At 71.8% G+C, this 23,858-nt stretch carries 15 protein-coding genes; 10 read left to right on the forward strand and 5 right to left on the reverse strand.

The genetic code is table 11. The features are described from left to right. Window positions 1-226: 226 nt before the first annotated feature. The 6 genes from EL493_RS07770 to EL493_RS07795 all read left to right on the forward strand — a co-directional run bounded on the left by EL493_RS07770 (window position 227) and on the right by EL493_RS07795 (window position 15,469). Window positions 227-979, forward strand: a complete 753-nt coding sequence (locus EL493_RS07770; RefSeq protein WP_019045042.1) for a thioesterase II family protein — start codon at window positions 227-229, stop codon at window positions 977-979. Further along, window positions 976-2,295: a beta-ketoacyl [acyl carrier protein] synthase domain-containing protein gene (locus EL493_RS07775; protein WP_019045043.1), complete on the forward strand. Its 1,320-nt coding sequence runs from the start codon at window positions 976-978 to the stop codon at window positions 2,293-2,295. The genes EL493_RS07770 and EL493_RS07775 overlap by 4 nt, the downstream gene beginning before the upstream one ends. Further along, window positions 2,288-5,437: a nocobactin polyketide synthase NbtC gene (gene nbtC, locus EL493_RS07780; RefSeq protein ID WP_019045044.1), complete on the forward strand. Its 3,150-nt coding sequence runs from the start codon at window positions 2,288-2,290 to the stop codon at window positions 5,435-5,437. The genes EL493_RS07775 and nbtC overlap by 8 nt, the downstream gene beginning before the upstream one ends. Before the next feature lie 14 nt (window positions 5,438-5,451). Beyond that, entirely contained in the window at window positions 5,452-10,512 is a 5,061-nt protein-coding gene (locus EL493_RS07785; protein WP_019045045.1) for a non-ribosomal peptide synthetase, read from the forward strand. Further along, entirely contained in the window at window positions 10,509-15,041 is a 4,533-nt protein-coding gene (locus EL493_RS07790; RefSeq protein ID WP_019045046.1) for a non-ribosomal peptide synthetase, read from the forward strand. Before EL493_RS07785 ends, EL493_RS07790 begins: the two co-directional genes overlap by 4 nt. Window positions 15,042-15,136: 95 nt before the next feature. After that, on the forward strand, window positions 15,137-15,469 hold the full coding sequence (locus EL493_RS07795) for a VOC family protein (protein WP_019045047.1): 333 nt from the start codon (window positions 15,137-15,139) through the stop codon (window positions 15,467-15,469). Between the two features lie 2 nt (window positions 15,470-15,471). Here the strand turns inward: EL493_RS07795 and EL493_RS07800 are convergent, their stop codons facing one another. Next, window positions 15,472-16,443 (reverse strand): helix-turn-helix transcriptional regulator, encoded by a 972-nt coding sequence (locus tag EL493_RS07800; RefSeq protein WP_019045048.1) that lies wholly within the window; start codon window positions 16,441-16,443, stop codon window positions 15,472-15,474. Between the two features lie 108 nt (window positions 16,444-16,551). Here EL493_RS07800 and EL493_RS07805 point away from each other — a divergent pair, with 108 nt between their 5' ends. The 3 genes from EL493_RS07805 (at window position 16,552) to EL493_RS07815 (ending at window position 19,139) form a co-directional block, all read left to right on the forward strand. Next, window positions 16,552-16,947, forward strand: coding sequence for a RidA family protein (locus tag EL493_RS07805; protein WP_019045049.1), 396 nt, complete (start codon window positions 16,552-16,554; stop codon window positions 16,945-16,947). A 79-nt stretch (window positions 16,948-17,026) separates the two neighbouring features. Beyond that, entirely contained in the window at window positions 17,027-18,193 is a 1,167-nt protein-coding gene (locus EL493_RS07810; RefSeq protein ID WP_019045050.1) for an NAD(P)/FAD-dependent oxidoreductase, read from the forward strand. Between the two features lie 10 nt (window positions 18,194-18,203). Continuing rightward, complete coding sequence (locus tag EL493_RS07815) at window positions 18,204-19,139, forward strand: sigma-70 family RNA polymerase sigma factor (RefSeq protein WP_019045051.1); 936 nt, start codon at window positions 18,204-18,206, stop codon at window positions 19,137-19,139. Between the two features lie 11 nt (window positions 19,140-19,150). Here EL493_RS07815 and EL493_RS07820 read toward each other — a convergent pair whose 3' ends face one another. Next, window positions 19,151-19,615: a MarR family winged helix-turn-helix transcriptional regulator gene (locus EL493_RS07820; protein WP_019045052.1), complete on the reverse strand. Its 465-nt coding sequence runs from the start codon at window positions 19,613-19,615 to the stop codon at window positions 19,151-19,153. 62 nt (window positions 19,616-19,677) lie between these two features. On the opposite strand from EL493_RS07820, the gene EL493_RS07825 reads away from it, so the two are divergent. Beyond that, a complete protein-coding gene (locus EL493_RS07825; protein WP_030200469.1) occupies window positions 19,678-20,529 on the forward strand; it encodes an alpha/beta fold hydrolase in 852 nt (283 codons plus the stop codon). A gap of 11 nt (window positions 20,530-20,540) precedes the next feature. On the opposite strand, the gene EL493_RS07830 is transcribed toward EL493_RS07825, so the two are convergent. The 3 genes from EL493_RS07830 to EL493_RS07840 form a co-directional block, all read right to left on the reverse strand. Beyond that, on the reverse strand, window positions 20,541-21,656 hold the full coding sequence (locus tag EL493_RS07830; protein ID WP_030200467.1) for a Fic family protein: 1,116 nt from the start codon (window positions 21,654-21,656) through the stop codon (window positions 20,541-20,543). 87 nt (window positions 21,657-21,743) lie between these two features. Beyond that, complete coding sequence (locus EL493_RS07835) at window positions 21,744-22,280, reverse strand: hypothetical protein (RefSeq protein ID WP_019045055.1); 537 nt, start codon at window positions 22,278-22,280, stop codon at window positions 21,744-21,746. Between the two features lie 189 nt (window positions 22,281-22,469). Beyond that, the gene (locus tag EL493_RS07840) at window positions 22,470-23,819 is read right to left on the reverse strand and encodes a SagB family peptide dehydrogenase (protein ID WP_019045056.1); all 1,350 of its coding nucleotides are present in this window, start codon (window positions 23,817-23,819) and stop codon (window positions 22,470-22,472) included. Window positions 23,820-23,858: the final 39 nt, after the last annotated feature.

Consider the following 23,858-nt stretch of genomic DNA (forward strand, 5'->3'; position numbering starts at 1 on the left):
TGGTCAACTCAGTTGGTAAGGCTAGCCTATACTAATGCCCGGGTGTTACTGTTGCCCAACCGATCGCCCGGTGGTTGCCGGAGAGTGCCCGAACCGGGTCGGCATCGGAGGCAACAGGATTCGCCCCGGTCCCGGACGACCGTGCCGGGCGGACCCGTGCCTGGAGCACGGTTGGACAGTGTGAAAACGGCGACGTGGCGACGCGGCGCCGGTGAGGGAGAACGACATGGCAAGAGAACTCGGCTGGATCCGGCAATTCCAGGCTCCCCGGACCGATTCCCTACCGCCGCTGATCGTCTTCCCGCACGCGGGCGCGGGCGCCTCGGCCTACCGGGTGTTCGCCAAGCGTATGAGCCAGGATTTCGACACAGTCATCGTGCAGTACCCGGGTCGCCAGGATCGCGCGCGCGAGGCCGCCGCCGAGACCCTGCCCGAGCTCGCCGCCGGTGCCTTCGAGGCCTTTCGCGCCTCCGCCCACGACACCGGCGCGCCGGTCACCGTCTTCGGGCACAGCATGGGTTCGCTGGTCGCCTTCGAATTCGTCCGGCTGGCCGAGGCCGCCGGGTTGTCCGTGCGTTTGCTGGTGACCTCCGCCGCGGCCGCGCCGCATCGGATCGCCGACCTGCCCGGCCATCCCACCGAGGACGAGGAATTGCTCGACCACATGGCCACGCTCAACGGCACCGGCGCCGACGTGATGGGCAGCCGTGACGTGATGCGGATGGCCCTGCCCGTCCTCAAGGCCGACTACCGGGCCTTCGACGCCTACTCCTGCGGCACCGACGTGCAGGTCGCCGCGCCTCTGCTGGTGCTCGGCGGCGACGACGACCCGTTCGTCGGCCCGCGCGACCTCTACGCCTGGGAGACCAACACCAGCGGTGGAATCGAGGTGAACCTGTTCGAGGGCGGGCACTTCTATCTCGACGAGAACCTGGACGCCGTCGCCGAGGCGCTGGCCGGTCAGGCGATCAGCCGATGAGCCCCGAGTCCGACCCGATCGTCATCGTCGGCATGGGCGTCGAGGCGCCCGGCGGCGTCGACACCCTGCCCGCGTACTGGGCGGCGCTGGCCGAGGGCCGCGAACTGATCGGCCCGTTCCCCCGGGATCGCGAGTGGCCGCTCGACGAGCTGTTCGCCCTCGGCAGGCTCGACGGCTGGGCCCCGGTCCGCGACGCGGGCGGGTTCCTCGACGGCGCCACCGAATTCGACGCCCAGTTCTTCGGCATCACCCCGCGTGAGGCGGTCGCGATGGACCCGCAGCAGCGGGTCGCGATGCGGGTGGCCTGGCGCGCGCTCGAGCACGCGGGCATCAATCCCGGTGCGCTCGAGGGTGTTTCGGCGGGTGTCTGGATGGGCGTGTCCGCCGCCGAGTACGGGCCGCGCGTCGGCGAGGTCAACGAGTACAGCGGCTACCGGGCCACCGGCACCGCGCTCGGCGCCGTCGCCGGACGCATCTCGCACGGGCTCGGCCTGGTCGGTCCATCGATCAGCGTCGACACCGCGTGCGCGTCCTCGCTGACCGCCGTGCACCAGGCCGCCTCGGCCATCCGGGCGGGCGAATGCGACTGGGCGCTGGCAGGCGGGGTGTGCGTGATGGGTTCGCCCGGCGCGTTCTACGAGTTCTCCAAGAACAACGCCATCGCCACCGACGGGCACTGCCGCTCCTACGCCGCCGACCCGACCGGGACCCTGTGGGGCGAGGGCGCGGGCGTGATCGTGCTGGAACGGCAATCGCGTGCCGAGGCGCTCGGCCACCGGATCTACGGGCAGCTGCTCGGTTCGCGGGTCAACCACAACGGCGCGGGCGCGCCGATCGCGGTGCCCAGCGCGGCCGCGCAGCAGCGGCTCATCGAGGCCACCGTGGCCGCGGCGGGCATCAGCGCGCACGACATCGGCTTGATCGAGGGCCACGGGACCGGCACCGCCGTCGGCGACCCGCTCGAACTGACCGCGCTGGCCGCCACCTACGGCGACCCGGAGCGCGCGGAAGGCCCCCTGCTGGGCTCGGTGAAGTCCAACGCGGGCCACGCCCAGGCAGCCTCGGGCATGCTCGGGCTCATCAAGGTGCTGCTGTGCGGTGCGCACGGCGCCATCGCGCCGAGCCTGTGGGCCGACGCCCCGACCACCGACATCGACTGGGACGCCACCAGTCTGCGGCTCGCCGCCGCGCTCACCGACTGGGCGCCCGACGCGGACGGCATGCGCTACGGCGCGGTGTCCTCGTTCGGCGTCGCGGGAACCAACGCGCACGCCATCGTCGGCCTGCCGGTGCTGGAGGAGACCAACCATGGCTGAGTACCGTCTGCCCGACGGCCGCGTTCCCGTCCTGCTGTCCTCCGACAGCGTCGACGGCCTGCGCGCCGAGGCCGTCGCCGTGGGCGACTACCTGCGCGCCCATCCCGGCGTCACCGCGGAACGCCTGGCGGACATGCTGTTCCGCACCCGCGTCGCGCGCCGCCGCCGGGCCCTGATCCTGGCGACGCCGTCGGCCGCCGACCCGGCCGAGCTGCTCGCCGCCCTCGACGCGATCGCCGCCGACCAGCCGCACGAGCTGGTCGTGCGGGCCGACACCGCGGCGAGCGCCCGCAAGGTGGGCTTCGTGTTCCCCGGTCAGGGCAGCCAGCGTCCCGGCATGGGCGCGGTGTTCTACGAGCTGTCCGACGCCTACCGCGCCGTCGTCGACGAGTGCGCCGCCATCCACGCCGAACGCTTCGGCCACGCCCAGCCGCTGCACTACCTGCTCGGTCACGAGGGGCAGTACGAGGACACGGTGTGGGAAGTGCAGCCCGCCCTGATGTTCCACATGACCGGCCTGGCCGCGCTGTGGCGGGCCGCGGGCGTCGACCCCGACGCGACCGTCGGCCACAGCCAGGGCGAACTCGCCGCGGGCGCGGTTTCCGGCGTGATGACGCTGCGCGACTCGGTGCTCGCGGTGACCCACCGCGCGCTGCTCGCCGACCGGCTGTCCCCGCGCGGCTACTCGATGGCCGTCTTCGGCATGGACCGCGAGAGCGTGGAAGCGCTGATGGCCCGCAACTCCAGCTGGGCCGAGCTGGCGGTCGTGAACTCGCCGCACATCATCGCCATCTCCGGTGAACGCGGCGCGGTCGTGGAGATGGTGGAGGCGGCCACCGCGCGTGGCCAGTTCGCCAGGGAGATCCGGGTGGCCTTCCCGGCGCACACTTCGATCGTCGCCGAGGTCCGGTCCGAATTCGAGGGCTTCCTCGGTGACGAGATGAGCTCGCCGAACTTCGCCGCCACCGAGATCCCCTGCTACGGCGCCACGCTCGGCGAGCCGATCACTCCCGACCTGCTGCAGGAGCAGTACTGGTACTGGAACCTGCGCAACCGGGTGCGCTTCGACCGCGCCGTGGTCAGCGCGGGCAGCGACGGCGTGGACCTGCTGATCGAGGTTGCCGAGCATCCGGTGCTGCAGCTGGCGCTGCAGGAGAACCTGAGCCTGGTCCCGAACCGTCCCGGCCTGCCCCCGCGCGACTTCCGCGTGCTGGGCACCTCCCTGCGCACCGCCGACGGCCTGTCGGAGTTCACCCGCAACCTCGCCCAGGTCGCGGTGCTCGACAGCACCTACCGCTGGGACGCGCTGCGTGTGGACGACGCGGTGTCGCTGCCGCTGCGCGACTTCCCGCACACGGTCACCGCGTCCAAGCGCCTGTGGGCGCCGCTGGGCGCCAACGTCACACCGGCCGAGCTGGTCGTCGAGACGCCGAAACCACAACGGCTGGTGGAACAGTGGACGCCGGTGCAGCGCCGCACCCTCACCGCCCCGCGCAACCTGCTCATCGTCGACCACACCGGCGCCTGCGTCGACCTGGCCACCGCGCTGCTCGCGGCCGCCGACCGGCACGGCGCGGGCGCGCGCGTCTTCGGCCCGGCCGACCTGGCCGCCGACGCCGCGTTCACCCTCGGGGACGGTTCGCCCGCCGACACGGTCGTGGTGCTGGTGCCGCCGACCACCGACGACGACACCGCCGCCGCGATCGACGCGCTCACCGCCTTCTACGCCGACCGCCCCTGGGCCACCGCGCTGTCCGCGCTGCGTCCCGGCGGCGAATGCTGGCTGCTCACCGTGGGCGGCGAGACCGTCCGCGACGGCGATCCGCTGCCCGCGCTGTTCCAGTCGGGCGTCACCGCCGGCTTCCGCAGCGTCGGCATCGAGCATCCCGGCATCCTGTTCCGGCACCTCGACCTCGCCGCGACCGAACCGGTCTCCGGGCAGGCCGCCAAGATCGTCGGCGCCCTGCACTCCAGCGGTGAGGCCGAGCTGGCGCTGCGCTCGGGCAAGGTGTTCGTCAAGCGCCTGGTCGCCGACACCGTCACCGACAGCGGCTCGCTCGGCGCCGGGCTCGACCACGTGGTGATCATCGGCGGCACCGGTCAGCTGGGGCTGCGGTTCACCGATCATCTGGCACGGGTCGGCGCGGGCCGGGTCACCCTGCTCAGCCGCAGCGGCGAAACTCCCGCGCTGGCAGGCGAGCTCAGCCGTCTGCGTGGTCTCGGCGACACCGAGATCGTGGTGCGCGCCTGTGACGTGAGCGATGCCGCCGCGGCGGCCGCCTTCGGCGCCGAGATCGCCGACCGCCCGGTCGACCTGGTGATCCATGCCGCCGTCAACTACGTCGACGCCGAACTCGGTCAGATCACCGAGGACGCCGTGCGCACCGCCGCGAGCGCCAAGCTGCACGGCCTGGACAACCTCGTCGACTCCGTCCCGCTGACCGGCGACGCGCGCGTGCTGCTCTGCTCGTCCATGGCGGCGACCCTGGGCGGGCGCGGCCAGATCCTCTACGCGGTGACCAACCGCATGCTCGACGGCGCCGCGCGCCGGCTGCGCGCACGCGGCATCGCCGCGAGCAGTCTGCAATGGGGCCTGTGGAGCGTGGCCGGTCCGCTCGACGACGCCGGGTTCGCCCGGGTCGAGGAGGCGGGCGTGTACCCGATGGTGCCCGCCGACGCCATCGCGGCCGGACTCGTGGAGCCGGTCCGCGACGGCGTGATCATCGCTTCCGACTGGGACTTCCTGCGCGACGTGCTCGGCGCGTTCGGCCAGGCCAGCCTGCTCACCGGCCTCGAATCGAATGTCCCGGCGCGGCAGGTGAGCTCACCCGCCGAGATCGCGAGCCCGCAACCCGCGCCCGACGCCGTCCCGGCGGCGCCGAGCGCCGCGCCTGCCGCGGGGGTCCCGCTGGACCTGCGCATGCGCACCGAGCTGCTCAAGGTGATCGGCGGCGACAGCGCCGAATCCATCGACGCCACCATGCCGTTGGTCGCGCTCGGCCTGGACTCGTTGCAGGCCTTGGACTTCCGCAAGCGGGTCAAAGCGGAGCTGGACCAGGACCTGCCGGTCGCGGCGATTCTCGGCGGCGCGTCGCTCGACGACGTCGTGCTGCTCATGGCACAGAACACCAACCAGGGCTGAGGGGCCGAAAGAACATGTCTGACACCGAAGCCACCCTGTCCGTCGCGGAACGCCGCAAGCTGCTGCTCCAGCAGAAGCTGCGGGACAGCGGCATGGCCGCCGCCACCCCGGAACCCGTCGCCGTGCCGCGCATCGCGGCGGGGGAGCGGCGTCCGCTGACGCCCGGTCAGCGCCGCATGTGGTTCCTGCAGACCCGCGACGCCGACGACACCGCCCTCACCATCTGTGTCGCCTACCGGCTCACCGGCCCGCTCGACGGCGAGCGCCTGCGCGCCGCCTTCGACACCGTGGTGGCCCGGCACGACATCCTGCGCACCACCTACGGCGCCGACGCCGAAGGCGAGCCGTTCCAGGTGTTCACCGACGACGCGCGGGCGCCGTGGCAGACCCACGACCTGACCGACCTCGCCGAATCCGGCCGCGACCTGCGGGTGGAGGTGCTGGCCCGGCGTGAGTTCGGCCGCCCGTTCGACCTGGCCACCGAGCTGCCGGTGCGCGTCACGCTGATCCGCACCGGCGCCGACGAGCACGTCATCCTGTTCGCCGTCCACCACATCTGCTGGGACGACGACTCGTGGGCGGTGTTCTTCGCCGAGCTCAACGCCGCCTACCGCGCGGGCTCCGGCGCCGCGGGCACCGTGCAGTTCGCCGCGCTCGCGCCCACCGCCGAGCCCGCCGAGGCCGACGTGGCCTACTGGCGCGACACCCTGCGCCCGCTGCCCGAGCCGCTGGAGCTGCCCGGCTCCGCCGCCGCGGCCCCCGGCCGCCAGGCCCAGCGCCGCACCCACCGGCTGCCCGCCGAGCTGGTCACCCGCACCGAGCAGTTCGCGCGCGAGCAGGCCGCGACCCCGTTCATGGTGCTGCTGGCCGGTTTCGACGCGCTCATGCACCGCTACACCGCCGCCGACGACTTCCTGGTCTCCATCCCCGTGACCGATCGTCCGGCGGGCACCGAGGAGCTCATCGGCTACTTCGGCAACACCCTGCTGCTGCGCGCCACCTTCGGCACCGGCGACGATTTCGCCGGTCTCGTCGCCGCCGTGTGCGACACCTGCGCGAACGGCTTCGCCCGCCGCGGCGTGGGGATCGACCGGGTCGTGCGCGAGGCCAACCCGGACCGCGTCGCCGGTCGTGACGGCATGGACCAGCTGGTCCGCCTCGGCTTCAGCGTCCGCAAGAGCGCCGACGGGTTCGCCATCGACGGCGTCACCTCCCGGCAGCTCGAACTGGGCGCGGTGAGCGCGCAGGTGCCGCTGGCGCTGGCGATCGTGCTCGAGGACGACGGCACCGCCGTGGTCGAGGCCGAATACCAGACCGACGTGCTCACCGAGGCCCTCGTCGACCAGCTGCTCGCGCACTACGGCAGGCTGCTCGACGCCGCCCTGGCCGACCCGCGCCGCAGGCTCGCCGACCTGGACATGCTCGGCGCCGACGACCGCGCCGCGCTGCTCGAGCGCTCGCACGGCGTCCTCGCCGACCAGCCCGCGACCACCCTGACCGCGCTGTTCGAGGCCGCCGCGGGCGCGAGCCCGGACGCGCCCGCGCTGGCCTCCGACGACATCGAACTCAGCTACGCCGCGCTGCACGCGCGCGCGAACCGGCTGGCGCACTGGCTGATCGCGCAGGGCATCGGCACCGAGGACATCGTCGGCCTGCGCCTTGGCACCTCGGTGGAGTTCATCGTCGCCGTGCTCGCCGTGCTGAAGGCCGGTGGCGCCTACCTGCCGATCGACCCGGCCTACCCGGACGACCGGATCGACTACCTGGTCGCCGACGCCAGGCCCCGATTGCTGCTCGGCGCCGTCGAATTCGCGGCCGCGGAGTCGGCGGCGGCCGAGCTGCCGGAGGTGGCGCCGACCGACGCCGACCGGCTGCGTCCGCTGCTGCCCGCCAACCTCGCCTACGTCATCTACACCTCCGGCTCCACCGGCAAGCCCAAGGGCGTCCCGGTGCCGCACGCGGCGATCGCCGAGCACATCGTGTGCTTCACCGCCGACTGGAGCATGACCGCGCGGGACCGGCTGATGCAGTCGTCGTCGGTGAGCTTCGACGCCTCGCTGGTCGACATCGCCATCACGCTGACGGTCGGCGCGCAGCTGATCGTGCCCAAGCCCAACGCCTTCCGCGACATCCGCTACGTGGCCGACCTGATCACCCGGCGCCAGGTGACCGTGCTGCACATGGTGCCGTCCATGCTGAGCACCTTCCTGCTGCTGCCCGAGGTGAGCGAATGGCGGTCGCTGCGCCAGGTGCCCGTCGGCGGCGAGGCGCTGCCGGGCGAGGTGGCCGATCGCTTCGCCAACACTCTCGACGCGGAGCTGCGCAACCACTACGGCCCCACCGAGGCCGTCGTGTGCTCCACCCACATGCCGGTCGCGGGTCCGCAGGGCACCGGCGTGGTGCCCATCGGCATCCCGAACCGCAACGTCTACACCTACGTCCTGGACGAGGCGCTGCACCTGGTGCCCGACGGCGTCGTCGGCGAGCTGTACCTGGGTGGTGACCAGCTGGCCCGCGGCTACCTGGACCGGCCCGCGCTCAGCGCGCAGCGGTTCGTCGCCGACCCGTTCACCCCCGGCGCGCGGCTCTACCGCTCCGGTGACCTGGTGCGCCGCAACACCTTCGGTGAGCTGGAGTTCGTCGGCCGGGCCGACGAGCAGGTGAAGGTGCGTGGCTTCCGGATCGAGCTCGGCGAGGTCGAGTCCGCGATCGCCGCGCACCCCGCCGTCGCGCACTGCGTCGTGGTGGTGACCGAGGACCCGGCCATCGGCGCCCTGCTCGCCGCCTACGTGGTGCCCGCCGCGGACGCGGTCGACCTGGAAGCGGTGCACGCCTTCGCCGCCGCCGCGCTGCCGGAATACATGGTGCCCAGCGCCTTCGCGGTGATCCCCGAGATCCCGCTGACCGTCAACGGCAAGCTCGACAAGCGCGCCCTGCCTGCGGCCACGCCCGCGGTCGTGCGCACCCACCGCGCCCCGGCCACGGCCACCGAGCGCAAGATGTGCGCCCTGTTCGGCACCCTGTTCAACCTCGACGAGGTGGGCGCCGAGGACTCGTTCTTCGAGCTCGGCGGCCACTCGCTGCTCGCCGCCCGCCTGGTCGCCCAGGTGCGCGCCGAGTTCGGTGTGGAGCTGGACGTGCGCGTCGTCTTCGACAGCCCCACGCCCGCCGCGCTGGCCGCGAACCTGGTGGCCCGCTTCCTGGCCGAGTTCGACATCGACCTCGACGCGGTCGACGCCGACTTCGACGACACGGCCTCGACCGAGGTCGCCGAACCCGCTGTCGCCCCGGCGAATCCGGGCCGTCCCGCCATCGGCGGCCGGGACCGCGGCGAGCGGATCCCGCTGTCGTACTCGCAGCTGGCCATGTGGTTCCAGTACCGCATGGAGGGCGCGGGCACCGTCGGCAACCTGCCGCTGACCCTGCGGTTCGACGGCGCGCTCGACATCGCCGCGCTGCGTTCGGCTCTCGACGACGTGGTGGCCAGGCACGAGTCGCTGCGCACCACCTTCCCCGAGCACGACGGCGTGCCCTACCAGGTGGTGCACCCCGCCACCGCGGTGCCGCTGCCGATCCGGGAGATCGCGGCCGCCGACCTGTCCGCCGAGCTCGCCGCCCTCGCCGGCTACGCCTTCACCCTCGACGGCGAGCCGCTGATCCGCGCCGAGCTGCTGGTCCTGGACGCCGACACGCACGTGCTGTCGCTGCTGGTGCACCACATCGTCGCCGACCACGCCTCCTTCGGCGTGCTGCTCGACGACCTGACCACCGCGTACCGGGCCCGCAGCGAGCAGGGCGGCGCGCCGTCGTGGACCCCGCTGCCGATCCAGTTCGCCGACTACGCCCTGTGGCAGCGCGAGCTGTTCGACAACGCGGCGGCGAACGAATTCGCGCAGGCGCAGCTCGACTACTGGCGCACCACCCTGGCCGGGGTGCCCGAGGAGATCTCGGTCGCCCACGACCGGCCGCGTCCGCCGGTGCTCGGCAAGCGCGGCGAGGTGGTCACCTTCGCGCTGCCCGCGAGCGTGCGCTCCGGCCTGGAAGCGCTGGCGATGCGCAGCGGCGCCACCGAATTCATGGTCTGCCAGGCCGCGGTCGCGACTCTGCTGCACACCCTCGGCGGCGGCACCGACATCACCCTCGGCACGCCGGTGGCCGCCCGCGCCGACGCGGCGACCACCAACCTGATCGGCCTGTTCGCCAACATGGTCGTGCTCCGCAACGACCTGTCGGGCGCGCCGACCCTGCGCGACACGGTGAACCGGGCCCGCGATGTGGTCCTCGACGCCAACGCGCACCAGGAGCTGCCGATCGAGCGGCTGGTCGAGGCGCTCAACCCGCGTCGCTCGCGTTCACGGAACCCGCTGTTCCAGAGCATGATCCACTTCCGCGGCGCCGACTGGGCACCGGCCACCCTGCCGTTCGCGTCCTCCGGGGCCTCGACGGTCACCGTGGTGCCCGCCGACTTCGACGTCTCGTTCCTGGACCTGAACCTGAGCCTGAACGTGACCGCCGACGGCGGCATGGACGTGCGTGTGGTGGTCAACGCCGATCTCTACGATCCGGCCACCGCCGCGCTGATCGCCGACGCGCTCGCCGCCACCCTGCGCGCCTTCGCCGAGACGCCGGACCTGCCGGTCGCCGAACTGACGGTGCTCCCGCATGCCGACCTGGAGCGGCTGCTCGCCGCGCCGGAGCCGGTCGCCGTGGCCGCCGGAGCGGGTGCGGGCGTGGCCGGTTCGGACACCGAGCGCACGCTGATCACGCTGATCGAGGAACTGCTCGAGATCGACGAGGTCACCGGCGAGGACAACTTCTTCGCCCTCGGCGGCGACAGTGTCATCTCCATCCAGTGGTCGGCCCGCGCCGACGCGCTCGGCCTGCCGATGACCCCGCAGCTGGTGTTCGAGTGCGCGACGATCACCGAACTGGCCGCCGCCGTCGACGCGGCCGCCGCGGCCGGACCCGCTCCGGCCGAGGAGCCCGAGCAGGTCTCGCACGCGCCGATGAGCGCCTCCGGTCTGGAATCCGACGCCCTGTCGGCCCTGACCGCGGCCTGGAACGCACAGGCATGAGCGCGCCGCAGATCGAGGACGTGCTCGCGCTGAGCCCGTTGCAGGAAGGCTTGTTCTCCCTGTCGCGGCTGGCGGGGACCGAGATCGACCTCTACACCATGCAATTCGTGGTCGACATCGACGGACCGCTCGACGCCGGCCTGCTGCGGCGCAGCGCCCAGGCGATGCTGGACCGGCATCCGAACCTGCGCGCCGCGTTCTGGGACACCGATGTGCCCAAGCCGGTGCAGATCATTCCGTCCCGGGCCGAGCTGCCGTGGACCGAGCGGGACGCGCGCACTACGGAATTCGACGCGATCGCCGAATCCGAGCGCCGGGTGCCGTTCGCGCTCAGCCGTGGCCCGGCGCTGCGGGTGCTGCTGCTGAACGTCACCGACGCGCCGGAGCCGCGCAGGCGGATGATCCTCACCGCGCACCACATCCTGATGGACGGCTGGGCGGTCGCGGTGTTCTTCACCGAACTGCTCGCCGTCTACCGGACGGGTGGCCGCCTCGACGGCCTGCCCGCCCCGCGCCCCTACCGCGACTACATCGGCTGGCTCGGCGCCCAGGACCACGACGCCGCCGCCCGCCGGTGGGCCGAGTACCTGGGACAGGTCAGCGCGCCGCTGGTACTGGCCGACGGCGCGGCCGCCACCGGTGCCACGGTGCCCGAGACCACCCGCCTGCGCCTGTCGGCCACCGAGACCGACCGGCTCCAGCAGTGGGCGCGCGCCAACGGCATGACGCTCAACACCGCCGTGCAGTTCGCCTGGACCCTGCTGCTCGGCCGGATCACCGACCGCCGCGATGTCGTCTACGGCACCACCATCTCCGGCCGCCCGGAGAAGCTGACCGGCGTGGAGGGCATGGTCGGCCTGTTCATCAACACCGTCCCGGTGGTGCACCGCCTCGACCCCGCCGAACCGGTGGTCGCGCAGTGCGCACGCCTGCAACGGGATTCGGCCGCCATGCGCGACATCGGCTACCTCAGCCTGTCGACCCTGCAGCGCGCGGCCGGGCACGGCGCCCTGTTCGACACCCTGTTCGTCTTCGAGAACGCCCCCATCGACGACGCCATCCAGACCGTCACCGCCCCCGACGGCGCCCGGTTCCGGCCGATCGAGATGGAGAGCCTCGCCCACTACCCGCTCACGGTGGTCTCGCACCTGAGCGACGGCGACCTCCTGGTCCTCGTCGAGGCGATCCCGGCCCTGCTCGGCCACCTCGATCCCGCCGATCTGGGCGCACGCCTGGTCACGGTCCTGCGCGCGCTCCCGCAGCTGGACGCCGAGGCGACTCCCGACGCCATCGACCTGCTCACCGCCGACGAGCACGCCGAACTGCTTTCGGCGGCAACCGATCTCGCTCCCGCCCCGACAGCGACCCCGTGGGAGCTGTTCGCGCGACAGACCGCGGCGACCCCGGACGCGGTGGCGCTCACCACCACCGCGGGCGAGGTCTTCACCTACCGCGAACTGCACGATCAGGCCTGCCGACTGGCGGGGGAGTTCGCGGCCGACGGTGTCGGTCCGGAAACCGTTGTCGCGCTGATGCTCCCGCGCGGCACCGCGTCGATCGTCGCCATCCTGGCCACCTTCGCCGCGGGCGCCGCGTACGTGCCGGTGGACATCACCCTGCCCGCGAGCCGCATCGAATCCATTCTGCGCCAGTCGAACCCGGTGCTCGCGGTTCTCCGAACCCAGGACCGCGCGCTGCTCGACGGCGAAGGCATCCAGCAAGCGGCCCTGTTCGTCGACGACCCCGCCGTCGTCGCACGCGTCGCCGCGCGCGCCGCGCAGGCTCCCGAGGTCCGCCGCGAACCGGACCACAGCGCCTACATCATCTTCACCTCCGGCTCCACCGGCGAGCCCAAGGGTGTCGTCGGCACGAATGCCGCCCTGGCCGCCTATTTCGCCGATCACGACGAGCGCTTCTACCGCCCCGCCATGGCGAAACTCGGCCGGCCGCTGCGGATCGCGCACGCCTGGTCGCTCGGGTTCGACGCGTCCTGGCAGCCGATGGTCGGCTTCTTCGCAGGCCAGGCGCTGCACCTGTTCGACGCCGAGGAGATGCGCGACGCGCACCGGATCGTCGCGGGCATGGCCGAATTCGGCATCGACATGATCGACACCACCCCGTCCATGCTGGCCCAGCTGGCCGCGGCGGGCCTGCTCGACCGGGAACTGCCGGTGCTGGCGCTGGGTGGCGAGGCCATCGACACCGCCCTGTGGGCGCGGCTGCGCGCCCTGCCGGGGACGGCTGTGTACAACTGCTACGGCCCCACCGAGACCACCGTCGAAGCCGTGGTCGCGCCCGTCGCAACCTCACAGATCCCGACCATCGGCACCGCCAACGGTGGCATGGTCGGCTATGTCCTGGATTCGCGGCTGCGGCCGGTGCCGCCCGGCATCGTCGGCGAGCTCTACCTGTCCGGTGCGCAGCTGGCCCGTGGCTACCTGGGTAAACCCGCCGTCACCGCCGACCGGTTCTGCGCCGACCCGCAACGGCCCGGTCAGCGCATGTACCGCACCGGTGACCTGGTGCGCAGGCTGCCCGGCGGCCGCTTCGGCTACCTCGGCCGCGCCGACGCGCAGGTCAAGGTGCGTGGCTACCGCATCGAGGTGGGCGAGATCGAGACCGCGCTGCGCCGCTCCGCCGACATCGACACCGCCGCGGTCACCGTGGTGCGCCGCGCCGGTGGCGCGTCGCTGGTCGGGTTCGTCGTCGGCAAGGCCGACCGTGCCGTGGTGGTGAGCCGGGTGCGCGCCGATCTGGCCCAGCGCCTGCCCGCGTACATGATTCCCGCGCGAATCATCGTGCTCGAGCGGCTGCCGGTGAACGTCAACGGCAAGCTCGACGGCCACGCGCTGGCCGAACTGGCCACCCAGGCCCTCTCGGCCGCCGAGAGCAACGCCGCCGCCGAGACCCCCACCGAGATCGCGCTGAGCGAGGTGTTCGCCGAGCTGTTCGACGGCCGCGCCCCCGGTGTGGACGCCGACTTCTACGAGCTCGGCGTGGACAGCATCGTCGCGATCTCGCTGGTCAACAAGGCCAGGCGCCGCGGCATCGCGCTGAACCCGCGAATGGTGCTGGCCTGCCCCACGATTCGCGAGCTGGCCGCCGCCGTCGACGACGGTCCCGCGGTCGCCGCCGCGGCCGGTGCCGAGGCCTACGGAGTGGTGCCGCCGCTGCCGGTGGTGTCGTGGATGTACGAGTACGGCAACTATCGCCGCTTCACCCAGAGCGCCCTGCTGCGCCTGCCAGCCGGCATCGACCGAGCCGGTCTCGAGGCCACGCTCCAGGCCCTGCTGGACGCGCACGACACCCTGCGCGCGACCCTCACCGACACGCCGGACGGGCCGCGCCTGGTGACCCGGGCGCCCGGTGCCGTGCGGGCGGCCGATGTCGTCCTGGAGGCGCCGCGCGACCTCACCGGTGCCGAACTCCATTCGGCCATCACCGAATACGCGCGCCTCGCCAACGACGCCATCGATCCGCGCGCGGGGGAGATGGTGCGCGCGGTGTGGTTCGCCGGTGCGGAAGACGCGCTGCTGCTGTCGATCCACCACCTGGCCGTCGACGTCGTGTCCTGGCACATCATGATCGACGGACTCGCCGCCGCCTGGGAACAGATCCAGTCCGGGGTGGCGCCCAAGATGCTGCCCGAGTTCACCTCCTACCGGCAGTGGTCCGAGGCCATGTGGCAGCGCGCCACCGAACCGGAAGTGCTGGCCCAGCGCGACTATTGGGCCGCGCAGGTCAGCGCGCCGGACGCTCCGCTCGGCGCGCGGTTGCCCGCACCGGCCACCGACACCTGGTCGACCTTGCGGGTCAGCTCGGTCGCGACCCCGGTCGCGCTGACCGAGCGGCTGCTGGCCCGGGCGGGCAAGGACGAGGGCGTGCGCGAACTGCTGCTCACCGCCCTCACCGTCACCATGGCCTCGATCCACGCGGACAACGGCAACGACCCCGCCGCGGGCGCGCTGATCGCGCTGGAGGGACACGGCCGCGCCGACGCCGAACTCGGCACCGACACCGCCAACACCCTCGGCTGGTTCACCAGTGTGTTCCCGGTCCGTCTCGGCGTGGGAACGCAGGCGGTGGATGTCTCTCGGGCGCAAGCGGATCCGGATGCCGTGGGGCTCCTGCTCGACAGCGTGGCGACGCACCTGCGCGAGATCCCCAACCAGGGTCTGGACTACGGTCTGCTCCGCTATGTGGACCGCGTCGCCGAACTGCGGGCCGCCGCCGAACCCCAGGTGGAGTTCAACTACCTGGGCCGCGTCGACCTGTCCGGCACCGAGGGTAAGCCCTGGTCGCTGCTGGTCGGCGCGCACGACGACGCGCTGCCGCTGGACCCGGAACCCGACCTGCCGCTGCGCTACGCGGTCGACGTCATCGCCGGTATCGGCACCACGCCCGACGGCCCGGCGCTGACGACCAACTTCCGCTGGAGCACGGCCCTGTTCACCGAGGCCGAGGCCGCACGCTTCGCGCGACGCTGGGAACAGGCGCTCAGCGCGCTGGTCGACGCGGTCGGCCGCTAGCGAGACACCGGACGCGGGCGGCCCTCGGCTGCCCGCGTTCGGCGTTTCCGGTGGTTAGGCTGGCGAAGTCCGCTCTCCTCCGGAAGGAAGTCAAGATGAGTCCCACCATCGGTGCCGTCGTGATCCCCGTTTCCGACCTGGATTCGGCCAAGAAGATCTACACCGCCCTCTACGGCACACCCCACACCGACCAGCCCTACTACGTCGGCTACAACGTCGACGGCTTCGAGATCAGCCTCAACCCGCAGGGCGACTCCGCCGCGGGCCCCGTCGCCTACACCGACGTCGCCGACCTCGACGCCACCCGCACGGCCCTGCTGTCCGCGGGCGCCGCCGAACACGCCGCCCCCCGCGAGGTGGCCCCCGGCCTGCGCATCTGCGTCCTCACCGACCCCGACGGCAACCCCTTCGGCCTCCGCGGAAAGTAGCGTCAGGGCCCGCGGTACCTGGTGGCCAGGGTGGTGGCTCGGGTGTGCAGGGCGGTGCGCAGTGCGGCCGGGGTGAGGGCTTCGGCGTCGGGGCCGAGTTGCCAGAGGGCCCATTCGGCGTGGCGAGCGTCCTGGAAGGTCACGTCCATGCGGAGCAGGCCGTCGGGGTCGGTGTGTTCCGCGTGGACGGCCACCGCGGTGGCGACCAGGTCGTCGCGGCGGGCCGGATCGACCCGGACCAGCACGGCGAGCTGGTCGCCGCCGGCGCGGAAGCGGGTGGCGCGGTCGCGCCAGGCCCGGTCCAGGTCGACCCGGTCCGGTCGCCGCGCCGGCTCGGGCAGTTCCTCGGCGGCCGACACCCGCGACAGCCGGTAGGTGCGGTCCGCGCCGGACCGGGTGGCGAGCAGATAGCCCTGGTCACGGACGATCACCACGCCGATCGGGTCGACCGTGCGCCACCGCGGCTCCTCGTCGAGCGCCGCGTACCGGATGCGCAGCTTGGTGCCGGCGAAGACCGCTCGCCGGATCTCCGCCAGAATCGCGCCCGGCACCTCCTCGGTGACCCGGCGCCGCGACAGCAGATCGGTCTCCGGTTCGATGAGCAGTCGTTCGGCCACGTCGGCGGCGGTATCCCGATAGGTCGGCGGCAGCGCGTCGACCACCTTGAGCATCGCCCCGGCGAGGGCCGTGCCGAGCCCGAATGCCTGTGCGCCGCGCCGGGATCCGGCGATCAGCAGGGCCAGCGCCTCGTCGTGGGTGAGTCCGGTGAGCTCGGTCCGGAACCCGGGCAGCAGCGCGAAACCGCCGTGCCTGCCGCGCTCGGCGTAGACCGGGACGCCCGCCGTGGACAGCGCCTCGATATCGCGGAGCACGGTGCGGGTGGACACTTCGAGTTCCTCGGCCAGCTCGGTCGCGGTCAGCCTGCCGCGCTGACGCAGCAGCAGCACCAGCGAAACCAACCGGTCGGCGCGCATGTGGAAAACCCTACCGAATACCCGACAGAGGATGTCGTGATTGCTTGCGAGGCTTCCTCCCGCGCACGGATACCCGTCCGGCGCAGAGTGAATGGAGCTGAAGTGGCAGTGCAACGAACCGCGGTCAACCCGGTCACCTGGTCGGTCGAGATGGGATTCAACCAGGGCGAGCTGGTCTCCGGCCACACCAGGACCCTGTACTGCTCCGGGCAGACCGCCATGACCGAGGACGGCAAACCCGCGCACGAGGGTGACATGGCGGCCCAGGTCGCGCTGAGCCTGGACAATCTCGAGGCCGTCCTCGCCGCGGCGGACATGTCGCTGGCCGACCTGGTCCGGCTCAACGTCTACACCACCGACGTCGACCTGCTCTTCCAGCACTACGGGGTGCTGGCGGCCCGGCTCGGCGCCGCGGGCGTCGCCCCGGCGACCACCATGCTGGGCGTCACCCGCCTGGCGGTCCCCGGCCAGCTGATCGAACTCGAGGGCACCGCCGTGGCGTGACCCAGATCACCGATCCGCCCTGTCATGGATTCGCGGGCTGTCTCGTTCAGAGGTCACGCGAATCAGACAGGAGCGAATCATGAAGCACCGCATCGTCGTCCTCGGAGCCGGATACGCCGGGGCGTTCTCCGCCGGCTACCTGGCCCGACAGCTCCACTCCGACGACTTCGAGATCACGGTCGTCAACGCCGAACCCGATTTCGTGGAGCGGCTGCGTCTGCATCAGGTGGCGGCGGGCCGGGACCTGCGGCACCGGCCGCTCGCGGAGGTGTTCGCCGGTACCGGCGTCCGGCTGCGGGTGGCGCGGGTGAGCGGGATCGATGTCGACGACAAGACCGTCACCCTCGCCGACGGCGACCGGCTCGGCTACGACTCCCTGCTGTACGCCCTCGGCAGCACCGCCGCCGACCACGGCGTTCCCGGTGTCGGCGAGCACGCCTTCCACGTGGCCGCCCGACCCGCCGCGCTGCGCCTGCGCGCGCACCTGGCGGAGCTGGGGGAGGGCGGCGCGGTCCTGGTGGTCGGCGGCAACCTGACCGCGATCGAGACCGCCACCGAACTCGCCGAAGCCCATCCCGGGCTGCGGGTCGCGCTGGCCACCAGCGGTGCGCTGGGCGGCTGGCTCGGCCCGAAGGCTCGCCGTCACCTGCTGCGCGGATTCGACCGGTTCGGGATCACCGTGCACGAGCACACCACCATCGCGCGCGTCGAACCGCACTCCGCGATCGCCGCCGACGGCACCGTCTTCGCCGCCGACGCCACCGTGTGGGCGGCCGGATTCGCGGTGCCGACGATCGCCGCGGCGAGCGGCCTCGACGTGGTGCCCGACGGCCGGATCCGGGTCGACCGGCAGTTGCGGTCGGTGTCGCATCCGGACGTCTATGTCGCGGGCGACAGCGTCTTCGTGCTCGGCGAGAACGGTCTGCCACTGCCGATGTCGTGCGCGTCGGCCGGATTCACCGGCATGCAGGCGACGGCCGCGATCATCGGCGACCTGACCGGGCGCAAGGTCAAGGCGACCTCCCTGAGCTACGTGGGCAACCACATCAGCCTCGGGCGCAGGGACGCCATCTTCCAGCTGGTCGACGGCGCCGCGCAGGCGAGATCCGGTGCGCTGACCGGTCGTCCGGCGGCCTGGGTGAAAACCGCGATCGTGGCGGGCAGCGGATGGGCCATCAGCCGCCCGACCTTCGGCAAGCCCGACCACCGCTACCGGCTCGCCGTACCCGACGTGGTCTCCGCCTAGAGTCGGGCGCATGGACACTGCCACTGTGGCCCGCTTCGAGGCCAGCCGCGACCGGCTGGCCTCGATCGCCTATCGGCTGCTCGGCTCGGCCGCCGACGCCGAGGACACGGTGCAGGACGCCTTCCTGCGGTGGCAGGCCGCCGATCACGACTACGTGGAAGTGCCGGAGGCGTGGCTCACCAAGATCGTCACCAATCTGGCCGTCGACCGATTGCGTTCGGCCAAGACCCGGCGCGAACGCGCGGTCGGCACCTGGCTGCCCGAGCCGCTGTTCGACGGTGATCCCATGCTCGGCCCGGCCGACACCGTCGAGCAGCGGGAATCGGTGACCCTGGCCGTCCTGCTGCTCATGGAGCGGCTCTCGCCCGTCGAACGCGCGGTCTACGTTCTGCGCGAAGCGTTTTCGTACACCCATGCCGAGATCGCCGACATCCTCGACATCACCGAATCCGCCAGCCAGCAGCACGCCCATCGCGCGCGCCGCCACCTCACCGCCGAGCGCGCCACCCGCGACATCGACCGCGCCGCCGCCCGGCAGATCGTCGAGGCCTTCGTCGCGGCCGCCTCCTCGGGCCGCACCGATCGCCTGATCGCGCTGCTCACCGACGATGCCACCGGCATCTCCGACGGTGCGGGCCTGGCGGGCAAGCTCATCCGCTACGCCACGCCGCAGCGCCTCGCCGCCGCCATCCGCACCGGCTTCCGCCCCACCCCGGCCAAGCGCCGTCACGCCGGTGGCTCACCGGCGGTCAACGCCGGCCTGATCAACGGTTCGCCCGCGATGATCGTCACCCTCGACGACCGGGTGATCGGCATCGCGGTCCTGGACCTGCGCGGCGACAAGATCGCGGCCATCCGCAGCATCGCCACCCCGGATCACCTCACCCGCGTCACGGCCCAGTGGCGGCGGCACGAGCACGAACCCCCGTTCATCGAAGCCTGGTAACTGCCGCTGCCTCACCGGCGGGATTCGGCCGGGTCGAGTTCGTCGAGCAGCCGCTGCATGGTCGCGCACATCGCGGCGAAGCCTCGCTCGCCGACCGCGGCCGCCCACCGCTGCTCGATACCCGCCACCAGATCGCCCGCGGCCGACTGCAAGGCCCGGCCCCGCTCGGTGAGATCGATCAGTTTGGCGCGGCCGTCGGCCGGGTCGGGCCTGCGGTAGAGGTAGCCGAGCGTTTCGAGGTCGTTGACCAGCTCCGAAGCGGCCGCCAGGCTCAGCTGGGCGCGTGCGGCGAGCTCGGTCAACCGCACCCCGCCCATCCGGATGGCGCCGAAGATCTGCAGGTGCGCCTCCCGGATATCCCCGAACTCGCTCTCGGCGGCGGGTGCCAGCATCTCGCGGCGGAACTCCCGCAGCAGCCGCACCAGGAGCTGCCCGACGGCCAGCCGATCGGCGGGCAGATCCCTTGACGACGTCATACGACCGGAGGATACTACGGTTACCGAAGTTTCGGATCCCGAAGCAATTGAGCGAGGCGATCATGAGCACGCACACCCCGAACTTCGTCGGCACCGCGCTCGGCCGGCTCCATGTCGAGCAGATCGGCAGCGGACCGCCGGCCCTGCTGTGGCACAGCCTCTTCGTCGATTCCCGCTCCTGGGACCCGGTGCTCCCGGCGCTGGCCGCCCATCGACGGCTCGTCGTCGTCGACGGCCCGTGTCACGGCCGCAGCGGCATGCCCGACCACGACTTCACCCTCGACGACTGCGCCGCGGCCGCCACCGAAGTCCTCGACCTGCTCGGCATCGACGAACCCGTCGACTGGGTCGGCAACGCCTGGGGCGGCCACGTCGGCCTGGTGCTCGCCGCGACCAGCCCCGATCGCCTGCGATCGGTGACGACGATCGGCACCCCGATCCAGGCCATCTCCCGCCGGGAACGCCGCACCAAGATCGTCCCCCTGGTGGCCCTCTACCGACTCGTCGGCCCGAGCTCATTCGTGGTCGGCGCCCTCACCGACTCCCTGCTGGGCACCGCCGCCACCACCGCGGCCCCCGAACAATCCGCACTGGTCATGAACGCCTTCCGCACCGCCGACCGCCCAGCCATGCGCCGCGCCATGCGCTCGGTCATGCTGAACCGCCCCTCCCTCGACCCCCTCCTCCCCACCATCACCACCCCCACCCTCATGCTCGCCGCCGCCGACGACCCCATGGGCTGGCACCCCACCGACGCCGAATCCGCCACCGCCACCATGCCGAACGCCCGCTCCGCCGCCCTCCCCGGCGGCGGCCACATCGCCCCCCTACTCCTGGCCCCCGACCGTCTCACCGACCTGATCGTGGACTTCTGGGAACAGCACAGCGAGCAGGGATCCGGTCCCGTCAGCTGACGAGACACCGCTTACATAACGAGCTCATAGGACGTACTGCGCCCACCCGACTGCGATCGGCGGAGGGCTCCGATCTCGATGAGTTCGCTGATATCCCGTAGCGCCGTGTCCTGGGACGATTTGGTGAGAATCGCCCACTTTCGGGTGGTGAGTTTGCCCTCGAATCCGTCGAGCAGTCGGTTGAGCACCATGATCTGCCGCGCGTTCAGGGCGGTCTGATCCCACCGTCGCCAGAACTTCGCCTTCTGGAGCACGGCATCCACGTTCTCGTCGGCGATCGCCACCGCGCGCTGCACCGTCGTCAGAAACCATCGCAGCCATTCGGTGACGTCGAGAGTGCCGCGCTGTGTGCGTTCGAGGATGTCGTAGTAGGAATTGCGATCCCGCTGTATCTGCGCCGACACACTGTAGAACCGGCGCGAACTACCGTCTGCCCGCGCAAGAGCCAGATCGCCGAGAGCTCGTGCGATACGGCCGTTTCCGTCGTCGAACGGGTGGATGGTGACGAACCACAGGTGTGCGATCCCGGCCCGGACGATGGCGGGCGCCGCGGTATCCGACCCGAACCAGTCGAGTAGCCGCCCCATTTCGTCATCGAGCCGCTCGGCGGGCGGCGCCTCGAAATGCACGCGTTGGCGACCGTAGGGCCCGGACACCACCTCCATCGGCCCGGCCTCGTCGGTACGCCAGCCGCCGACCCGAACCCGGGAGATCCCGGAGTACCCGGTCGGGAACAATCCGGCATGCCACCCGAACAGCCGCTCCGCTGTGACCGGCCGGTCACAGCGGGTAGTGGCATCGAGGGTCATCTCCACGATGCCGTCGACACGTCGATCCGACTGAACCGCGGCGCCGATATCCACCCCGAGCCTGCGGGCGATCGACGAGCGAACCGAAGCGGCATCGAGCAGTTCCCCCTCGATCTCGCTGCTTTTCACCACGTCGTCTGTCAAGGCCAGCAGGCCCGCGTGGTCCTTGACCTCGTCCTGGCTGTCGGCGAGCCGCCCGACCAATCGCCCCTGCGCATGGGCGACCTCGGCAATCATCCCGGTCAATGCCCCAACGTCATACCGGAGCGTCGGCCACTCCGGGTCCTCCCAGATATACCTACGTCGTTCGAGGGGCATACGCCGATTCTATGCCTTATTCACCGCAAAATCTGCGGTGAATAAGTTCGTGTGTCAATCCTGATGGCTCCCCGCGGCCCGAATGGGTCAAAGGTCGAAGCTCGTCGTCGTCGGCCAGGGTTTTCCTTGGTAGCGGGGATGCGTGAGGTGCTCCACCGCATCGATGAGGAAGCGGGACAAGGGTGCCTCGCGATAGTCGACCTTGTTGGTAACCGTGTCGATGGTGATGTGATGGTCGATCGGCTGTAGCGGGGGATCCGCCCGCGACACGGCTCGGATCCGGTACGTCAGCACCCGGCTGTCCGCCGACACCAGGTCGATTCGCACCTGCCAGGGTTTCGGGTGGATCTGTCCGGTCCCGAAATAGGTTGTGACCCAGGATGTCCGATCGAGCAGTAGCGCCGGATGGTCGGGGGGATTCTGTCCGAGGTGGAACACGTGCAGGTTCCGCTTCTCGACTCCGTAGATCCGGTGTCCACCAGCGGGTTCCGGCGGAAGCCCGCGAGAGGCCCGCTCGGCCGTCTCGCGAGTCAGGCGGCGCTCCTGCTCGGGATCCGCGCGCTCCTGGCAAACCCAGACCGCCGCCGACTCCCGGACATCGAACTCCCGCTGCGTGCCCAACACCCGCTGAAGGTAGGCGACTACCTCTTCCTCGGAAGTCGGTGCGGGATCCCGAGGAAGGTCGGCGAGATTCGGACGCTGCGACGGCGATGGTCGCGAACTGTGCGTGCGCGCGGCGACTCGCCGCAAGAACTCCCGCAGCTTCGCCCGCTCATATGGCATCCGCACCAACGGTAGCGACCCGTCGGCGGATCAGCGGGCGGGGGAACCCACGATGATGCTGCCCACGTTGCATTCCTCGAGTTCGTCGAGGCCGGTGGCGGTGGCGAAGGCGGCGGTGTCGCTGAAGCCCTGGGCGACGACGCCGAGGCGCATGGCGGTGGCGGCCAGGTAGACGGTCTGCATGAAGACGCCGACGTGCTTGAGGATATTGGCGTAGGCGACCTGCTCGTAGCTCCACATGACCCGGCCCGCGCGAGCCGAGACCAGCAGCAGCACTTGAGGTTCCGCGCCGCCGGCGAGGGTGGCGGAGGTGGCCTTGAGCAGCTTCTGTACGGCGGGGGAGTCGGCGGGGGCGACAGGGCGCAGCGCGTGCTCGACCGAGTCGTAGTGGTACATACCGTTGTCCAGGCCTGCGACATCGCGGATCACCGGATAGACCTCGAGCTCGTACGCGCCGCCGCCGGAGGGGTAGGGGCGCGAGCCGTCCTCGCGGGTGCGGGCGCTGCGGAACAGCAGCTCGCCGAGCTGGGCCGCGGTGATGGGGGCGGCGTCGTCGAAGGCGCGGGTGGAGACGCGGTCCTCGAGCGCGGCGGTCAGGGCGGGGTCGGACGCGCGCAGGGCGGCCAGGTCGGGGCGCGGCAGCGCGATCGGCGCGCCGGCGAAGGGCACACGGCGCGCGGGCGGTTCGGGGAAGCGGCCGTCGGCCCAGCGGGTCGGGCCGAAGTCGTCCCAGGTGACGGTGCGGGCGCCGAGCGTGCTGCGGCGGTGGAACCACAGGTCGGGGGCGTTCCAGGAGCGGGTGGTGAACTCGGTGTCCTCGGCGTCACCGTCGACGAGGAAGCCACACCACTGCAGATCGGCCATGAACTGCGACTTCACCGTGGCCGGGACCGGCGAGTCCGCCGCCATCGGGCCGTCGAGCAGGGCCAGCAGCCGCGGATCGTGGATGCGCAGATCGCACCAGGCGCGCGGGTGCTCCAGCACGAAACCCTGCGAATCACGATGCAGGACGGCGAACTTCGACAGCGCCGCCGACCACGAGGGCAGCGGTGTCTCCGGCCGCGGCGCGGGCTCGGAGAAGGGGCGGATGCTGTAGAGGTCGCGGCCGCCGTCGCGCACCGTCACCGCCAGCCAGCCGCCGTCGGTGAGTTCACGCATCAGTCCGGAGATGTCGGCTCCGGCGGCGGCGGTCGTCATCTCGGCCGCCGTCGCCGGGCCCTGGTTGAGCGTCTTGAGTGCTTGCAGCGCGCCGGCCGCCAGTCCGGTGAGTTTCACGTTGCGCGGCGGGTTCAGCAGCACCGCGCCCGCGGGCGTGGTGAGGCAGGTGACCCCGGCGCGCAGCGCGAATCGGGTCTGGGCGGGGTAAGCGGAGGCGAGCACTGCGAGTCCTTGCTGGGTCGAACGTCGGTGATCGGGAGG

Origin of the sequence: Nocardia asteroides, from assembly GCF_900637185.1 — a bacterium.
Taxonomy (GTDB): Bacteria; Actinomycetota; Actinomycetes; order Mycobacteriales; family Mycobacteriaceae; genus Nocardia; species Nocardia asteroides.